Source organism: uncultured Draconibacterium sp. (assembly GCF_913063105.1).
GTDB lineage: Bacteria > Bacteroidota > Bacteroidia > Bacteroidales > Prolixibacteraceae > Draconibacterium.
Map to the genome: position 1 here is coordinate 426,898 of NZ_CAJXYQ010000002.1, position 18,278 is coordinate 445,175.

An 18,278-nucleotide genomic window follows, 5' to 3' on the forward strand; every position below is an offset into this window, starting at 1 on the left:
AGCCAATCCTTTCATGAACCACGGTAATAACTTTAACAATGATAAAATGAACTTGCAGGTAACACTATCATAAACAAAGTAAACACCGCGCTCTACAAATATAATCTATTGTATTAAACGAATTCTTAAAATTTTTAAAAATCAAATTAAATGAAAAAATTCTTAAGCCTAACAGTTGTTTTATTGGCTTTTGTAATAGGGGCTTCGGCTCAAGCTCAGCTCACGGGTAACATTATTGATGAAGGAACTAATGAAGCCTTAATAGGAGCAACTGTAGTAGAAAAGGGAACCTCAAACGGAACCATTACCGATATTGATGGGAATTTTACGCTTACTACACAAAGTGAATCGGGAACAGTAGTGGTTTCTTTTATTGGTTATGTAACTCAGGAAATTGAATTTTCGGGTGCTTCTACCATAAATGTAAGTATGAAAGCCGATGTTACCGGCCTCGATGAGGTGGTGGTAGTTGGATACGGGGTTCAGAAGAAATCGCACCTTACAGGAGCTATTTCGAAACTGGAAAATGAAAATATGGAGCAAGTAGCAGTGGCTCGTGTTGACGATGCCCTGATTGGTAAAATCTCGGGTGTTAACATTCAGGCTACCGATGGTGGAGCCGGTACTGCACCTACCATCCGTATTCGTGGAACAGGTTCAATCAGTGGTAGTTCAGACCCATTAATTGTGGTTGACGGTATTGTGGTTGACTCGGATTACCTGGGTAACCTTGATATGAACGATGTGGCTTCGTTTGAAGTGTTGAAAGATGCTGCCTCGGCTGCAATTTACGGTTCAAGGGGAGCAAATGGTGTAATTATGATTACATCGAAACAAGGTAAAGAAGGAAAAACCAAATTTAACTTCAACTCTTATTATGGTTTTAAAGAAGCGCACCAAAGCGATGCTTATTACTTTACTGTAGCCGAAACTGCTGCTGCCGAGTTAGCTGCTACCGGCGAACTTTCAGCTAAAACCCAATACAAACAAATGATTGGTACCGACCGCGATTGGCAAGATGTTATTTTTGACGGGGGTACAATTCAGAACTACTCGTTTAGCGCAAGAGGCGGAAGCGAGAACACAAAATTCAGTACTTCGTTAAATTATTTGAATGACGAAGGTGTGCTTTTAACCGATGGATACGAAAAGTATAGTTTAAAGCTGAAACTGGATACCAAGGTGAATAAATTTAAGATGGGTGTAAACTTATCACCATCTTACTCGAACCGCAGAAGATTTGATGGCTCTACGCACGATATCCTGCGTCAAACACCATGGTTGCCGCTATATCACGACGAAACATCTATTCAATATGTTGATAGAAACACTTATCCGGATGTGCAGGTAGGCGATTATGCCAATCAGCGTCATTTCGATAATTATATGCTGAATGGCTCGGAAGTAGATATTAGTAATACTTCAAACGTGAACCCTGCAGCAAAAGTTTTGGAACGCGATTACACCTACAAAAAATTTAAAATGTACGGTGTGGCGTATGCACAATACGATATAACCAAAGACTTAAACTTTAAAGCATCTTTTGGTGGCGATTTCCAAAATACCGACATAAGAAGATGGCAAGGACCATTGGCCCACAGAAACGGTGCTGACAATACGCAGCTTTACGAATCGACCCAGAACAGAATTCACCTGGTTAACGATAACTTCTTTAGTTTCGACAAAAGAGTTGGTGACCACGATATCAGTGCTATCCTGGGTATGTCGGTTGAAACATGGGATACTGAATTTGCAAGCATTAATGCAACCGATTATACATTCGATTACATCCAGAATATTAGTGCAGCAGGTACTATTAGTGCAGCCGAATCGGGTAAATACGAAGAGCGTTTATTATCGTTTACCAGTAGGGTAAATTATGCTTACAAAGACAAATATTTAGCTTCGGCAAGTTTCCGTCGCGATGGTAGCTCACGTTTTGGGTCTGATACTAAATACGGTAACTTCACTGCTTTTTCGGTAGGTTGGAGACTTTCTGAAGAAGATTTCCTGAAAGACAGCGAAGCAATTAATAGTTTAAAACTTCGCTTTAGCTACGGGGTAACCGGTAACAATGCAATTGATGCCGGTACAGTTTACGAAGAGCATTATCCGTATTTGGCCTTGTTAGAAACTTCTACAGCTGTTGTTAACGGTTCGTTGGTAACAGGTTTTAATGCCTTAAACATTGCAAACCCTGATTTGGGTTGGGAAAAATCAGTTGAATTTAACCCGGGCCTTGATTTTATGTTGTGGGATGGTTTGCTTTCAGGTTCATTTGAATACTATAATAGAACCAGCGATAACTTAATTCTGGAAAACCCTGTTTCAACAACTACCGGTTTCGATGCTGCACTTATTAACAGAGGTGAAGTAGAGAATAGCGGTTTTGAAGTTGAATTACGCTCTACTGTTGATATTACAAAAGACTTTAGCTGGAGCGGAGCAATAATGGCTTCTAAAAACGAAAACAAATTGAACGATTTTGCTGAGTCTAACGGTCAAATTCAAAGTGTTGACTCGAAAAGGGCAGCAGAATGGATTAACCTGGAAGGCCTGCCAATTTCATCATTCTACGGTTGGGTAGTTGACAGAGATATTCCACTGGAATATTTGAATAATCCTTACCACCCGGTAGGTGGTGAAGCACAAGATGTTTACGTTAAAGATTTAAATGGCGACGGTATTATCGACGATGAAGATAAAGCTGTTTTAGGAAATCCATATCCGGAATTAATTTGGAGTTTCTCGAACGATTTCAAGTTTAAAAACTTCGATTTTAGCTTTATGTTCCAGGGGTCGCACGGTGCCGAGGTAAGAAACATGGGAGACCAGTATATTTTTAACCACTTTAACAGCAGCCAGGATTTTGACCCGGCAATAACGCCTGACCAGGAATTTATTAAGCAGAAGATATTTACAAACGATATCATTCAGGATGCTTCTTACATTGCATTACGAAATGTAAATTTTGGCTACACATTCGGTAAAAACTTGTTGCAAAGAACTTTTATTGAAAAAGCAAGAGTGTATGTATCGGCACAAAATTTACTGTACTTCACAGCCGACGATTATACCGGTTTCAACCCTGAGTCTATTGATGATACCTCTCCAACAACCTATGGTTACCAGAGAGCAGGTTCTCCAATTGCTAAAACAATAAGTTTTGGTGTAAACATTGATTTTTAATCTTAAAAATTATGAGAGACATGATAAAATATATAAGCAAAATAGCAGTGCTTCTGATAATAATAGTATTCACTGCGTGTGAGGACACATTTTTGAGCCCGGACCCAACAGGTGTTATAACATCTTCGAACTTCTTTTCAAACGATACCGAATTGGAAGCAGCCATTCTAAATATGTACGATGGAATTCAGGGGGTCAACTCAACAAGTACCAGCGACAACCATGGTATAATGTACGAGTTTTATATCACTGAAATGAGAAGTGATAACACCGAAACAAAAAGTAGCGAAGGTGAGGATGCTCAGTTTGAAAGCTTTACTGTGGAAGCAACAAATGGTAGAGTATCAGATTATTACGATAGCTACTACAATATTATTTACAGGGCAAATCTGGTTTTAGAAAATCTGGATGTAGCATCTGAAGAAGCTGTGGGTGCCTTTGAAGGCGAAGCGAAGTTTGTTAGAGCTTATGCTTATTTTAACCTGGTGCGCTTGTTTGGCGATGTGCCTCTGGTACAAAGTGTAATCAGCCCTGCTGATGCAGAAACAGCTTACACCAGAGTGGCTACTTCGGCTATCTACGATGTAATTGAATCAGACTTGCAAACGGCAATTGCCAATCTCGATAATACCTATAAAGGAAGAGCATCGAAAGCTGCAGCCCAGGCCTTATTGGCAAAAGTATACTTAACGCAAGGCGAAAATTATAGCGAAGCACAGAGTTTGTGTGAAAATGTAATGTCAAGCGGTTTTTCGTTGGAAACTAATTTTAAAGATGTATTCTTTAATGAATTAAATGACGAAATTATTTTTGCTGTAGAGTACCTTGGCGACCTTACCGATGATAGTCAGAACTTTTCGGCTGAATGGCTGAATGCAGTGGGTAGAACCAGTGGTGTGAACTATGTTACTGCCAATGCCCGCCAGGCTTTAGATGCAATGGGTGGAGATAGAACTATGTATTCTTACCGCCAGGATGTGAAGCAATACGAAAAGTACCAGGTGGTTAAATATATTCCTAACGGAGACAGTAATTTAGGAATTGACGCCACCTCAAGTGACCCGCAAAAAGCTGGTAACGACTGGATTATTTTACGCTATGCTGATGTATTGTTAATGCACGTTGAAGCCATTATGGCAGGTGCTGCCGAAACTTCAAGTTCTTCAGCTATCAACTCTTTTATGCAGGTTCGTAACAGGGCCGGTATTACCGACAATGTAACAACAATTACCAAAGAAGATTTATTAAACGAACGCAGAGTAGAGTTGGCTTTTGAAAATCACAGACTGTTTGATTTGATTCGTTTTGGAATGGCTGAACAAGTATTATCAGCGTTTTCTAACGAAACAGGTGGAAGTTTCTCGGCAACAGACTTATTGTTACCAATTCCTCAGCGGGAAATTAACCTGAGCAACGGATTGCTAACGCAAAATCCCGGTTACTAAGATTTGTTTAACAATTAACTTGATTTAAAATGAAGAATAACATTATAAATACAAAAATAAATCAAAGCTCTGTTTGGAAGTTGATGGTCTTGGTATTGGCAATTTCTTTTACAGCTTGCGATTTCGCGTATGATTTGCCCGAAGCAAATTCAAAACCAGATGAAACACCACCAAGTGCATATTTTACCTATGCACAAGGACAAGGTACGGCTGAAGAATGGAAAGATTATACTTTCTCAAATTTATCAAATAGTGCCACCGATTACTCGTGGGATTTTGGAGATGGAAGCACTTCAACGGATAAGGATGGTAAAAATACTTACCCCGGAGAAGGAACTTATACGGTAACTTTAACCGCATCGGATAAACTGGGTGTAACCAGTACCTATTCTGAAACAATTGAAGTTGTTGAACCCGAAGAACCGGAAGCAATTATTCCGGTGATTCTGGAGCCTAGTTTCGAAGATTTGACTTTGCCTGATGGCACAGGAGATGGAAGAGACTCGTGGAGAAACGACTTTGGTGGCGTAATTCAAATTACCAGTAGCCCTGTTTACGATGGTTCGCAAGCAGCCAAGTTTCCTTCAGCCGGAGATAGGGTAGGTTACCAGGATGGTATTGAAGTTTCGCCAAATACCGATTATATTCTTACCTATTACTATACCATGAAGAGTGGCACAGGTAACCTAACCGTTAGGGTTTTAGGCGGAACAATCTCTGATTTGTCAGAAGTTGCAGGCGCAACATTAGGCGAGCACGTTGGTACTGATACCTCTGATGCAGATACCTATGTTCAGGTTGCAATTCCATTTAACACCGGAACCAACGGAAGCATTGCCATACTTATCACAAACGAAGGTGTGGAGTGCCGTGCTGATATGTTTGAAATTACAGTAGCAGAGCAAAACTAATAGTAAATGCTTAAAGCGGTTAAAAATATAGTTTTCATGCTCTTTGGCTTGTTTATAGCTATAACGGTGCTAAGCTGTCAGGATTCATCGGATGATATTTTGGAGACAGAAACACCCGAAGAAGAGCAAAACTATCTTTTACCCGATATTGATTTAAGCCACTGGAAAGTAACACTTCCGATTGGTAATCCAACGGAAGTGTTACCTCCTGAAATTCTGAATTATGCAACCAACGAGACTTTAAAGCCTTTTATGTACAACGATTCTATTGAAGGAGCCATTGTGTTTTATACCTATCCCGGGGCATCAACCGCCAATTCCTCCTACTCACGAACCGAGTTGAGAGAGTTAATGAATCCGGCAGATTACGGTAAAACCAATTGGACTTTTGCAGAAGGAGGATACATGAAAGGAACTTTGGCAATGGCTGATATTTCTACAAATGATTCAGGAAATTATGACCGGGCTATTATCATGCAAATTCATGGCCGCTTAACCGATGAGCAGCGCGATTTAATTGGAGCAAAGGATAACAATGCTCCTCCTATTTTAAAAATTTACTGGACTTTTGGAAACGTTAGAGTTAAAACAAAAGTGCTGAAAAACCTGGACGCATCCTACGAAGAACTGCTTCAAACCGATGCCTGGGGCGATGATGAAGGATTTACCTTTTCAGAATCTGTTGGCTTCGACAAATTTACCCTGGAAGTAAAAGTTTCCGACGGTAGAATGGAAGTGGTTTTAAATGGAAAAGAATCGGTTGTTTATGATGATATCCATATTGAAAAATGGAGTGTGTTTGAAAATTATTTTAAGGCAGGAAATTATTTGGTTTCATTGGATGAGAGCGCCTATTCAAAAGTAAAATACTTTGACTTGGAAGTGAAGCATGATTAAATAATTTTTTGTTGAATAGAAATGAAATTTTAGATAGGGTTTACCATAACCCAGGTTATTAGTTTAGTTAGTTTTAGTTAGTTAGATTCGAAAGGGGACGGTTGGTCCCGTCCCCTTTTCTAATCTAAATCAATTGTAGAATGAACTCACGAAGAACATTTATAACAACAACTTCTCTTGCTTCTGCAGCGTTTCTTACCGGCATTAATGGTGCCCTTGCTGCAGGTTTTTCGCCTGTGCAAACGAAGCGCAACATTTACATTTTTTCGAAGCACTTGCAATGGCTCGATTACAATGGAATGGCTAAAACAGCGTGCGAAGTGGGTTTTGATGGAATTGATTTAACCGTTCGTCCGAAAGGACATGTGTTGCCCGAGCGTGTTAAGGATGATTTGCCGCTTGCAATTGAGGCAATAAAAAGTGCCGGCTTATTGGCCAACCGAATGACAACCGCAATTACCGATGCCGAAGATGCGCGAACAATTGATATTCTGGAAACAGCAGCCAAACTCGGTGTAAAACATTATCGCTTAGGTTGGTTGGCTTATAACAAAGAACTTTCAATTATACAGAATATAAAGGTTTTTAATACAAAACTGAAAAAGCTGGCTGAATTAAATAAAAAACTGGGTTTAACAGCGGCTTATCAGAACCATGCGGGAGTTATGGCAGGTGGCCCCGTTTGGGATATGGGTTTAATGCTCGACGAAATTGACCCAACCCTGGTTGGAATTCGTTACGACATCAGGCATGCAACAGTTGAAGGAGGTACAGCATGGCCATTGGGAATGAAATTTATTGCAGACAAAATCAACAGCTTCGATATAAAAGATTTTTACTGGAAAGAAAACAATGGCGAGTGGAAACCCAACAATGTTCCGCTTGGCAAAGGCATGGTTGATTTTAACCAATACTTTGAAATGATTAAAAGCCATAGCATAAAAGGAGATTTTACATTGCATCTCGAATATCCGATTGGCGGTGCTGAAAAAGGTGCCGGCAAACTCAGCTGCGCTCCCGAGGATGTAATTGCTGCCATGAAACAAGATTTGAATTATTTAAAAAAACAGGTACAAACGCTTTAGTTTAATGAAAAAAATAATCTACATCATACTATTTTTCTTACCGCTTGGTTTGTTTGCACAAGCAGAAATGGTACCATTTGGTCATGTTCCAACGGATAAGGAAATTATTGATTTGCTGGATGTGGAGCACTACCCCGAACTACAAGCCATACAAAACTCTTTTAACAGCGGAAAACAAGAACAGGCTCTTGAGGAGCTTACACAATATTTTAAAGAACGATTCTCGGAACGTTATTTTTTCGATTGGAAAAACTTTGAACAGCGTTTTAGCGAATACAATACTTTGTATTCAGGTAGAGAAGTTTTTCACCGCAGGGAAGCTTACCGTCATTTGGATTTATACCCTGCAGCTACACAATGGAAGATAGGTTTTAAAAACTTAAAAGGCGAAACGGTAACATCGTACCCATACCGCCATCTTGCCCGCCAGCACAAAGCTGATGATATTGCTTTTATGTATCATTACACCGGCAACAAAAAATATTTGGATTATATTCCGGAGCAGGCAACCTCCTTAAACGCTTCTTTTAACAACAATCAATTTGAAATTATTGAGGATGGCAATGGTGTTTACGAAGTGTATCGCGTAGGCAACCGGGTGTACAACTGGCTAATGGTGCACCAGATTCTGTTGGCTTCCGATGAATATTCGGTAAGGCAACAAATGGAAATGATTCGTACCTTCCTGCACAGCGCGGCAAAAATGTATCACCATAATGCAGCGTATCACGAGGGAAACCATCAAACCCGCGGAATGAGCGCCCTGGCCATGCTTTCCTTTTTATTCCCCGAAATTAAGGGGGCCGACCTTTGGCAGCATCGCTCGCTGGCTCGTTTAGAGGAGCATCTTGAAAAGGAAATTTATGCCGATGGTTTTCAGTTTGAGCGCACGGTGCACTACCACATTGCCGATATTGAAAACTATTTCTATCCCTACCAGTTGGCAAAAATAGGAGGGGTAGAGCTAAAACCCATTTGGGACCAGCGCATTAGCGGTTTATTTGACGTGTTGCTGAAAATTGCATTGCCCAACGGAAACGCTCCGGTTTTGCAAGACGACACCCGCGAACCCTGGGCCGATTTTAATAAAATTGACAATACCATGGCAAAAGGCGCTTTACTTTTCGGAAAGCCCTCGTATAAATATTTTGCTTCATCAAAGGTGGCTTCAAACGACTATTGGTTTTTTAAAACCGAACAATTGGAGCGTTTAAAAGAAATTAAAGAAGAGGCGCCCGAAATAGGCTCGTGTACATTGCCCGAAACAGGATATTACATGATGCGCAATGGCTGGGATGAGAATGATGTGTATCTGATTGTGAGCGCCGGATTTACACCTGAAAAACCCGCCCACCAGCATGCCGATATGTTGGGTATTGGTGCCTACGCTTTTGGAAATATGATTTTGCCCAATTACCAGGTGAGGTATTACCTGGAAGATTTTCCGGCTTTTAAAAACTCGTGGGTAAAAAATGTGGCATTGCTCGATTCTATTCCGCAAGGGCGCGAGTGGAAAGGCAATAAAGGGGGCAGTGGCTTTGGCGAGTGGTTGGGAATTCCTGAACCTGAAGTGTTGGCATGGAAGACATCCGATGATTTCGACTTTTTTGCAGGAAGCCACAACGGCTACGAAAAAGAAAATACAAGATATTACCGCTCGGTAATTTTTATAAAAGATGGTTTTTGGTTAGTACGCGATTATTTTGTTGGCGAGGGACAACACTCGGCTCAACAGGTTTGGCAAGGGCATTACGAAATGGAAAAGAAAAACCTACACGCCCGTTCTGTTTTTCCGAACAGTGCTGGTTTAGAGGTGATTCAACTGGCCGGCGAAGTGGACAACATTCAAAAAGCATCGGCGCGTAGCAAAGGCCGGCTTGTTTTTAATAAGGAATTTCAGAATAAAACCTCCTGGACAACCTTGCTTTACCCCTTTAAAAACTTTGAAGTACGTTTAATGATTGACGATTACAACAACTTTAAAGCCGACGAGTGGCAAGTGCTTAACAACGAAAACAGCCCGATAAAAACCGATGCTGCACAACAAATTTTTAAGAATAACAACTATCTGCTAATTGATGTTTCAGAAGCAGAATTGAACGATAAAAATATAAAGGTTTCAGCTAAAACTGACCTTTGGGTTAAGGCTGCTGAAAATGGATTAGAAATAACAAACTGTGGTATTCAAACTGTTGAGATAAATAACAAGAGTGTAAAACCCGGAGAAACCATAAAACAATAATGAGCAAAACAAAAACAAATAAAAGTTTATTGCAAAAACTTATTGCCCTGGTGCTTTCGTTTGGTCCCGGCATTTTTGCCATTGGTTATACCATCGGTACCGGTAGCGTTACATCAATGATTGTTGCCGGAAGTTCGTTTGGTATGCAGTTGCTTTGGGTATTGTTGCTAAGTTGTATTTTTTCCGGTGTGCTTATTTTTTCTTACGGACAGTATGCTTTGGTTACCGGCGAAACCGCCTTGTTTGGTTTTAAAAATCACCTGAAGGCAGGTAAGCTAATTGCCATTCTCATTATTGTCGGAATATCATTCGGGCAATGGAACTCGCTAACCGGAATTTTAGGAATTTCTGCCAATATGATTTTTGAAATACTGGCCATCTATTTTCCGGCAATCAGCAATTCCGAATACGAAATTGTACTGGGTGTTGCCATCGTAATTATAATAGCTTTTTATGCTTTGCTGATGGTGGGTAAATACACTTTCTTCGAAAAAATTCTGGTGATTTTTGTGAGCATTATGGGGCTTTCGTTTATCGCCTCATTGTTTTTTGTGTTTCCGCAACCTGCCGAAATTATCGAGGGTTTGCTTCCGTCAATTCCCCATGTGGAAGGCGGAAAAATGCTGACAGCTGCTTTTGTGGGAACAACCATGGCTTCGGCCACGTTCTTATCCCGCCCACTTTTTGTAAAAGGTAAAGGCTGGACAATTAAGGACCTGAAAAAGCAAAAAAACGACTCGATAACCGCAGCTGTGCTGGTTTTTGTTATCAGTGGTTCGATTATGGCCGTAGCTTGCGGTGCACTTTTTCACGAGGGCAAAGTAGTTACGAAAGTACTCGACATGGTTAATACCCTGGAACCTGTTGCAGGCCGTTTTGCACTTACCATTTTTGTTTTCGGAACATTGAGTGCAGGGCTTTCATCAATTTTTCCATGCCTGATGATTGCACCTTTGTTGCTGGCTGATTACCAGGAGGGAAAACTCGATACCAATTCAAAACAATTCAGAATAGTTACTGCAATTGCAGCTTTGGTTGCCTTGTGGGTGCCCATTGCAGGGCAAAACCCAATTCAGGCACAAATTTTAACCCAGGTATTTAATGTGTTTGTATTGCCGCTTGTTATAATCGGAATAATAATTCTGGCAAACAGTAAAAAACGTATGGGAGAATATAAGTTAAGTTGGGCGGTAAATGCCGGTTTGGGGTTGGCGCTAATTTTTTCACTGGTAATTTCCTGGAACGGGGCAGTGGCAGTTTTAAATTATTTATAGAAAAGAGCAAATGATAAAATATTTCAAGATATTATTTCTTTTAATTGTGGCAGCTACACAAGCTCATGCCGAAGTGTACAGGGTTAGTTCAGAAAACGAACTGGATGCCGCAGTGGCAAAGGTAATTCCTGGCGATACCGTTTTGTTGGCTTCGGGCAACTGGAACGATGTGGAGTTGGAATTTAAAGGCGACGGAACAGAACTTTCGCCAATTGTTTTTGCTGCCGAAACCCTGGGGCAAACTATTTTTACCGGCAACAGCCGCATCGAAATTAGTGGCTCGTGGCTGGTGGTACGCGATTTTATTTTCCGCGATGGCGATATCAGCAGCAGCGGGCATATTGTTGCTTTCCGCACAGGAACTTCAGAGCTGGCGCACAACTGCCGCTTAACCAATGTAACCATCGAAAATTACAATCCTGCCAATGGCAATGTCGATACCAAATATGTTTCGTTGTACGGAACCCACAACCGTGTCGACCATTGCAGTTTCTCCGGAAAAACAAACTCGGGCGCAACCTTTGTGGTTTGGCTCGATGCTACACCCGATTACCATTTAATTGACCACAATTATTTTGGGCCACGTCAGGATTTGGGCGAAAACGGTGGCGAAACCATTCGCATCGGAACCAGCGACTGGGAAAGCTACAATTCGAACTGTACGGTTGAATACAACGTGTTTGAAGAGTGCGATGGCGAGATTGAAATTATTTCAAATAAATCCGTAGGCAACCACTATCGTTACAATACTTTTAGCAACTGCGAGGGAACATTAACATTACGCCATGGTTCGGATTGCTGGGTGTACGGTAACTTCTTTTTCGGCGATGGGCAAAAACGAAGCGGAGGTGTTCGTATTATTGGCCCGGGGCACCGTGTGTATAATAACTACATGGAAAACCTTGCCGGAGATGGTTATCGTGCAGCCATTTGTTTAATGAATGGTGTGCCCAATTCGCCGGCAAATCGCTACCGCCAGGTTGATGATGCAAAAGTTGGCTTTAATACCATTGTAAATTGCAAAGAACCGTTTATGATTGGCGCCGGAGCAAACGATGAATTGTCGCTGGCACCCATAAATTCGTTCATCGAAGACAACCTGGTTGTTTCGCAGCAGGGACGCGATTTGGTAGATGTAGACGAAGATAGCAATGCTGATGGTGTTACCTGGAAAGGAATTTATACTGATGCTGAAACTATTGGAATTACTGCCGATGGTTTTATTCAAACCGAACTGCCAATGGTTTTAAGTGGTGCCATGCAAACGCCCGCTGCTGAGAATCCGGTAATTGGAGCGGCCGTACCGGGTGTTTTCGATACGCTTTCGGTTGATATTGACGGACAAACGCGTCCCGAAACAGCAAAAGATGCTGGTTGCGACCAGCTTTCGGATGAGGCAAAAACCATTCAACCCTTAACAAAATCTGATGTTGGAGCCGATTACGATGTACCAACGTATTCTGAAATAATTAAAGCGGCGAAACCAAAAATTTGGCTGTCGCAGGGGATTTTAAAAGTCAATTTTGAAAACGAAAAAGAACGCACGTTGTCGATGTTTACAATAGACGGAAAATTACTCGCACAAAGCAGTGTCTATGCACAAAACGTTACAAAGTCGGTTACAAATTTTCCGAGGATTTTTATTGTTGAAATTCGTGATGTGCAAAATCGTTATGCAGTAAAACTTATTAGATAAAATGAAAAGAAGACTTACATATAGTTTTTTATTATTTGCAGTTGTTTTGTTTTCGTGCCAGCCAAAAGAGGTAGTGCAGGAAAACACGGGTTTTCCAAAATTAATTCTGCAAAAAGCGGCTGTGCCGGCTTTGGTTGATGGGATAGAAAAATACCCCATGCTTCAAACTTCCTTTGCTCAGGCAAAAGAAACTGCCGATAAAGGAATCGAGGCCGGAATTACTGTTCCTTTCCCGAAAGACCCGGGTGGTGGCTATACCCACGAAAAGCATAAGCTTAATTACATTGAAATGTACAATGCAGGGGTGGTTTATCAACTTACCGGCGACGAAAAATATGCCGTTTTTGTTCGCGATATGCTGAATGAATATGCTACGCTTTACCCAACTTTGGGCATTCACCCAATGAAAAAGAATCAATCTCCCGGGAAGCTGTTTTGGCAGGGCTTAAACGAGTCGGTTTGGCTGGTGTACACCATTCAGGCTTACGATTGTATTTATGAATTTCTTTCAGCAGAAGAACAAGCAAACATTGAAGAAAACCTGTTCAAAAAAGTAGTTGAGTTTTTTACGGTTGAAGACAAGTATTCGTTCGACCGTGTGCACAACCACGGAACATGGGCCGTAGCTGGTGTTGGAATGACCGGAATGGTTTTGGGCGATTCCTTGCTGGTTCAAAAAGCATTGTATTCAACCAAACTCGATGGCTCTGGCGGTTTCTTAAAACAAATCGACGAACTGTTTTCGCCCGATGGTTATTATGCTGAAGGGCCATATTACCAGCGTTATGCATTAATGCCGTTTATTGTTTTTGCGCAGGCTTTGGACAATAATTTACCCGAATTAAAAATATTTGAATATAAAAATGGTTTGTTGCCCAAAGCGGTTACTACGGTTTTGCAGCTTACCATTGCCGATGGAAAATTCTACCCCATAAACGATGCCATTAAGGAAAAATCGTGGATGACACCCGAATTAATTTTCGGAACCGATATTGTGTACAAACTAACAGGAAACAACAAGCTTTTAAATGTGGCCGAATACCACGGAAAAGTAATGTTGAGTGCCGAAGGTTTAGCCGTAGCCAAAGCAATTGCTGAGGGCAAAACCGAAAGGTTTGAACGTGTACCGATGCTAATTTCTGATGGTGCCAATGGCGATAAAGGAGGTTTAGCATTGCTTCGAATGGGCGACAGCGAAAACCAGACATCGGTGCTGTTTAAATTTGCCTCGCAGGGAATGGGCCACGGGCATTTCGACCGTCTGGGGATTTCACTTTACAACAAAGGCGAAGAAATTATTCCCGATTATGGTGCGGCACGTTTTCTTAACGTAGCAGCTAAAGAGGGTGGACGTTACCTGCCCGAAAATAAAACCTGGGCAAAACACACCATTGCGCACAATGCACTGGTGTTAAACGAGCAGTCGCATTTTGCCGGTAAACTAAAAGCTGCCGAAGAAAACGACCCCGTTTTAGTGTTTGCCGACCTGGAGAATCCTGCTGTACAAATTGTTTCGGCCACCGACGAAAATTGTTATGATGGAGCAAGCCTGAACCGCACTGTGGCCATGCTTCAGGTGGAGGGCAGAACTTACGTAATCGACCTGAATAATGTTAAAAACGAAAGCAGTGCCATGCTTGATTTGCCGGTTTATTTTAACGGTCAAATTCTTAGCGCAAACTTCGATTATACAAGATTAAACCAATATAAAGTTTTGGGAACAGACCAGGGCTACCAGCATTTAATTGTTGATGCAACAGCCCAAAATTTGCCGGCAACCGCCAGCCTAACCTGGATGCAAGGCAATGGTTTTTATACGGTTTCAACCTTAGCTGATGCGAACACCGAATGCTTTATTACCCGCCTTGGTGCCAACGACCCCGATTATAATCTGCGCCACCAAATGGGAATGGTATTTCGTTTCCCGAAAGCAAAAAATAAAAAGCTGCTAACGGTTTACGAAATGCATGGCGATTACAACCCGGCCAGCGAGGCGGTTTTAAATTCCGAAGGCTCGGTTAAAAGCCTGCAATTAATTGAGGGCGACGATGAAAAAGTGGCCATTCTGTTGCAACTAAAAAATGAAAAAACAATACAACTCTTGCTCGATTTAAAATTTGCCGATTCCGTAACGAATACGGTACAAATTAATGGCGAGACCTTGAGTTGGGACAAAAATTATAAAGTATCAATTAAATAAAATAACAAATTATGGCAAGCGAAAAATTTATTAAAAACAGCGAGAATTGGGAAGAACTTGGTGGTGGAGTATCACGTCAGTTCCAGGGTTGGGACAACCAGATTATGATGGTGAAAGTAAAGTTTGAAAAAGGTGCAGAAGGTGCGCCACATCAACACTTTCATACGCAGGCAACCTATTGTGCTGCCGGTAAGTTCGAATTCGTTATCGATGGCGAAAAAAGCATCATCGAGGCAGGTGAAGGCGTTTACATTGCACCAAACCTACTGCACAGCGCCGTGTGTTTAGAGGCAGGTATATTAATCGATGTATTTAGTCCGGTTCGCGAAGATTTCCTTGACGGAAGCGGTGTTTCGTATTTCGGAGATAAAAAATAAGAAAGACTAATAGATTCTGAAATTCAAGATTGTTAGACAAAAAAGTCTAATAGTCTCAAAATCTAATAATATGAAACGAGCATGTAAAAAAATTACACCCAAGTGTATAATTAAAATACTGCGAGTTCCATACTATACCTTTAAAAACAAACAATTTTAATAGTATGAAATTAAAAGGATTACGCTGGTGGATTATCGGGCTTATTGGCCTGGCAACCATCATAAATTATATCGACCGAAGTGCTTTGGCAATTATGTGGCCAAGTATTTCAGAAGACCTGGGAATGACCAAAAACGACTATGCTTTAATACTTAATGTATTTATGATTGCGTATGCAGTGGGGCAGTCGGTTTCCGGAAAACTATTTGATAAAATAGGAACCCGCATGGGATACGTTGTGGTGATTATTGTTTGGGGCTTGTCTTCATTCTTCCATTCAATGGCACGCGGCCTGTTGTCGTTTAGTTTCTTACGTGTTACTTTGGGTTTAGGCGAGGCCGGCAACTGGCCGGGAGCTGCTAAAAGTAATGCCGAATGGTTTCCGATTAAAGAACGTGCAATTGCACAGGGAATTTTTAATGCAGGAGCATCAGTAGGGTCTGTTATTGCTCCTCCGCTAATTGCTGTATTATGGGCAGCTTTTGGCTGGAAAATTACCTTTATGTTTGTCGGTTCGTTTGGCCTGCTTTGGTTAATTCCGTGGTTGTTGATAAACCGCGCCGGAGTTGATAAACACCCTTGGTTAACCGACCTGGAACGTGATTACATAAAAAAAGGTCAGCACAAATCAGAACAAAAAAGCGACTCAAAAGGAAAAAGCATTGGTCAGATTCTTTCATACAAAGAATCGTGGGCAGTGTTAATCGGGCGTTTCTTCTTAGAGCCAATCTGGTGGTTGTTTGTTGGTTGGATGCCATTGTATTTGGCTGATGTTTACGGGTTTAATGTAAAAGAAATTGGCTTCTTTGCCTGGGTGCCTTATGTAGGAGCCGCAATTGGAAGTATTGCCGGTGGCTGGTTTTCAGGCAATTTAATGAGTAAAGGAAATTCGGTTAACCGTTCGCGTAAAACAACCATTGTAATTGGTGGTGTAATTATGTTTTTAGGATTGATTGCAACGGTGATGTTTGCCGATTCTGCTGAAAAATTTGTGGCAATTGTTGCCTTTGTTCTTTTCGGTTTCCAGTTTGCTATTAGCAACGTGCAAACTATCCCAAGCGATTTATTCAGCGGAAAATCGGTTGGCTCATTGGCCGGACTTGGTGGTTCAGTAGGTGTATTCTCAGTTATTGTGATGAACTTCCTGGTACCAAAAGTGGTAGACGCATTTGGTTACAACCCGATTTTTGCAACCATCGGAATTTTTGTCCCGCTGGGCGTATTGGCGATTTTCTTCTTTGCCAAAAAAATTCAGTCGGTAGAAGAAGCTTAGTAGTAGAAAATAGAAATAGATTTTAGGATTAGAAAATGGTTTCATCCCTCAAATTAAAGACTGATGAAGCTTGAAATAAAAACATTAAAAATATAGAGATTATGAGTTCAAAGGTAGCAGTTATTACAGGAGCAACAGGCGGTATTGGTTTTGCAGTGGCAAAACAATTAGGAAAAGATGGGTATACTGTAGTGTTAAATGGTATTGAAGACGAAGCCGGCGCTGAAAGAGTAAAAGAGCTGGCGGCAGAAGGAATTACAGCAGAGTACTATGGCTTTGATATGACCGACTCGGCAGCGGTAACCGAGAATATTACAAAAATTGGTGAAAAGTATGGAAAAATTGATGCACTGATTAACAATACAGGAGGTATTGGCGTAAGAGCTCGTTTTGAAGAAATGACCGATGAGCAATACAAGTTTGTTATGGCTCTTAATTTAGATTCGGTTTTTTATGCTTCAAGAGCAGCTATCCCTTTCCTTAAAAAGGGTGAAAATGCATCGATTATTAATTACACCTCGAATGCTGCCTGGAATGGAGCAGGACCAGGTGCCGGTATTTATTCAGCTTCAAAAGGTGGCGTGCAATCAATTACGCGTGCCTTGGCTAAAGATTTGGCAGAATATGGAATCAGAGTAAATGCTGTATCGCCGGGTACCATCGATACTCCTTTCCACGCGCAAATTAAAGCAACTAAACCAGAAGTTTTTGCTTCATGGAAAAACAGTGTGCTATTAGGACGCTTAGGTGAGCCGGAAGAAGTTTCGGGTGTTATTTCTTTCTTATTAAGCGATGCTGCCTCTTTCATTACTGCTGAAACCATTCAGATTGGTGGTGGACAGGCTCTGGGAATTTAATTGGCAATTGAAATTTCAGGTGGTTTATTTCCAAAACCATCTTTCGCATAGTTTAGTTTGACTAGTTAGTTTCAACAGCCGGATACATCAAAAATCTTCTGACATAAAGTTGTGTATTCGGCTGTTTTTTTTAAATGAAATTAGTGGATGGCTCTTAGTCATTTATCTTATGTTTTCTGTAAATAAAAAAAACAAAATCATGGCAAAAATGAACATCAAACCAGCCTCGGAATGTACCTACGATTGTATTTCATTGGGTGAAGTAATGTTAAGGCTGGACCCGGGTGAGGGGAGGATTAGAACAACACGTCAGTTTCGTGCCTGGGAAGGCGGTGGCGAATACAATGTATCGCGCGGCCTGAGAAGGTGTTTTGGAAAGAAAACAGCAATTATTACAGCGCTGGCAGATAATGAAGTTGGCGCTTTGGTTGAAGATTTTATGCTGCAAGGCGGCCTTGATACCCAGTTTGTAAAATGGGTGCCTTACGATGGTTGTGGGCGAACAATTCGCAACGGGCTGAATTTTACCGAACGTGGTTTTGGTATCCGTGGTGCCAAAGGTGTTTCCGACCGTGGTAATACAGCTGCGTCACAACTAAAACCGGGCGATATTGACTGGGAATACATTTTCGGAACACTTGGTGTACGCTGGATGCACACGGGTGGTATTTT

The 18,278-nt window shown here is 41.3% G+C and carries 12 protein-coding genes and 1 pseudogene; all 13 read left to right on the forward strand.

Annotation, left to right across the window (positions count from 1 at the left end; translation table 11 throughout):
• Positions 1–150 precede the first annotated feature (150 nt).
• Positions 151–3,189, forward strand: a complete 3,039-nt coding sequence (locus QZ574_RS03200) for a TonB-dependent receptor (protein ID WP_297086707.1) — start codon at positions 151–153, stop codon at positions 3,187–3,189.
• A gap of 20 nt (positions 3,190–3,209) precedes the next feature.
• Positions 3,210–4,634 (forward strand): RagB/SusD family nutrient uptake outer membrane protein, encoded by a 1,425-nt coding sequence (locus QZ574_RS03205; RefSeq protein WP_297086710.1) that lies wholly within the window; start codon positions 3,210–3,212, stop codon positions 4,632–4,634.
• A gap of 29 nt (positions 4,635–4,663) precedes the next feature.
• The gene (locus QZ574_RS03210) at positions 4,664–5,545 is read left to right on the forward strand and encodes a PKD domain-containing protein (RefSeq protein ID WP_297086711.1); all 882 of its coding nucleotides are present in this window, start codon (positions 4,664–4,666) and stop codon (positions 5,543–5,545) included.
• Between the two features lie 36 nt (positions 5,546–5,581).
• Positions 5,582–6,442, forward strand: coding sequence for a polysaccharide lyase family 7 protein (locus QZ574_RS03215; protein ID WP_297086713.1), 861 nt, complete (start codon positions 5,582–5,584; stop codon positions 6,440–6,442).
• Positions 6,443–6,582: 140 nt separating this feature from the next.
• Positions 6,583–7,527: a TIM barrel protein gene (locus tag QZ574_RS03220; protein WP_297086714.1), complete on the forward strand. Its 945-nt coding sequence runs from the start codon at positions 6,583–6,585 to the stop codon at positions 7,525–7,527.
• Between the two features lie 4 nt (positions 7,528–7,531).
• Entirely contained in the window at positions 7,532–9,769 is a 2,238-nt protein-coding gene (locus QZ574_RS03225; protein ID WP_297086716.1) for a heparinase II/III family protein, read from the forward strand.
• A complete protein-coding gene (locus QZ574_RS03230; protein WP_297086718.1) occupies positions 9,769–11,043 on the forward strand; it encodes an Nramp family divalent metal transporter in 1,275 nt (424 codons plus the stop codon). The genes QZ574_RS03225 and QZ574_RS03230 overlap by 1 nt, the downstream gene beginning before the upstream one ends.
• 10 nt (positions 11,044–11,053) lie before the next feature.
• Entirely contained in the window at positions 11,054–12,739 is a 1,686-nt protein-coding gene (locus QZ574_RS03235; RefSeq protein ID WP_297086719.1) for a polysaccharide lyase 6 family protein, read from the forward strand.
• Between the two features lies 1 nt (position 12,740).
• Positions 12,741–14,939 (forward strand): alginate lyase family protein, encoded by a 2,199-nt coding sequence (locus QZ574_RS03240; protein ID WP_297086721.1) that lies wholly within the window; start codon positions 12,741–12,743, stop codon positions 14,937–14,939.
• Positions 14,940–14,950: 11 nt separating this feature from the next.
• Positions 14,951–15,316 (forward strand): cupin domain-containing protein, encoded by a 366-nt coding sequence (locus QZ574_RS03245; protein ID WP_297086722.1) that lies wholly within the window; start codon positions 14,951–14,953, stop codon positions 15,314–15,316.
• 164 nt (positions 15,317–15,480) lie between these two features.
• Positions 15,481–16,749 (forward strand): MFS transporter, encoded by a 1,269-nt coding sequence (locus QZ574_RS03250; RefSeq protein WP_297086725.1) that lies wholly within the window; start codon positions 15,481–15,483, stop codon positions 16,747–16,749.
• 101 nt (positions 16,750–16,850) lie between these two features.
• Positions 16,851–17,606 (forward strand): SDR family NAD(P)-dependent oxidoreductase, encoded by a 756-nt coding sequence (locus QZ574_RS03255; RefSeq protein ID WP_297086727.1) that lies wholly within the window; start codon positions 16,851–16,853, stop codon positions 17,604–17,606.
• Between the two features lie 208 nt (positions 17,607–17,814).
• Positions 17,815–18,278 (forward strand): annotated as a pseudogene (locus tag QZ574_RS03260) (sugar kinase); the annotation flags it as partial.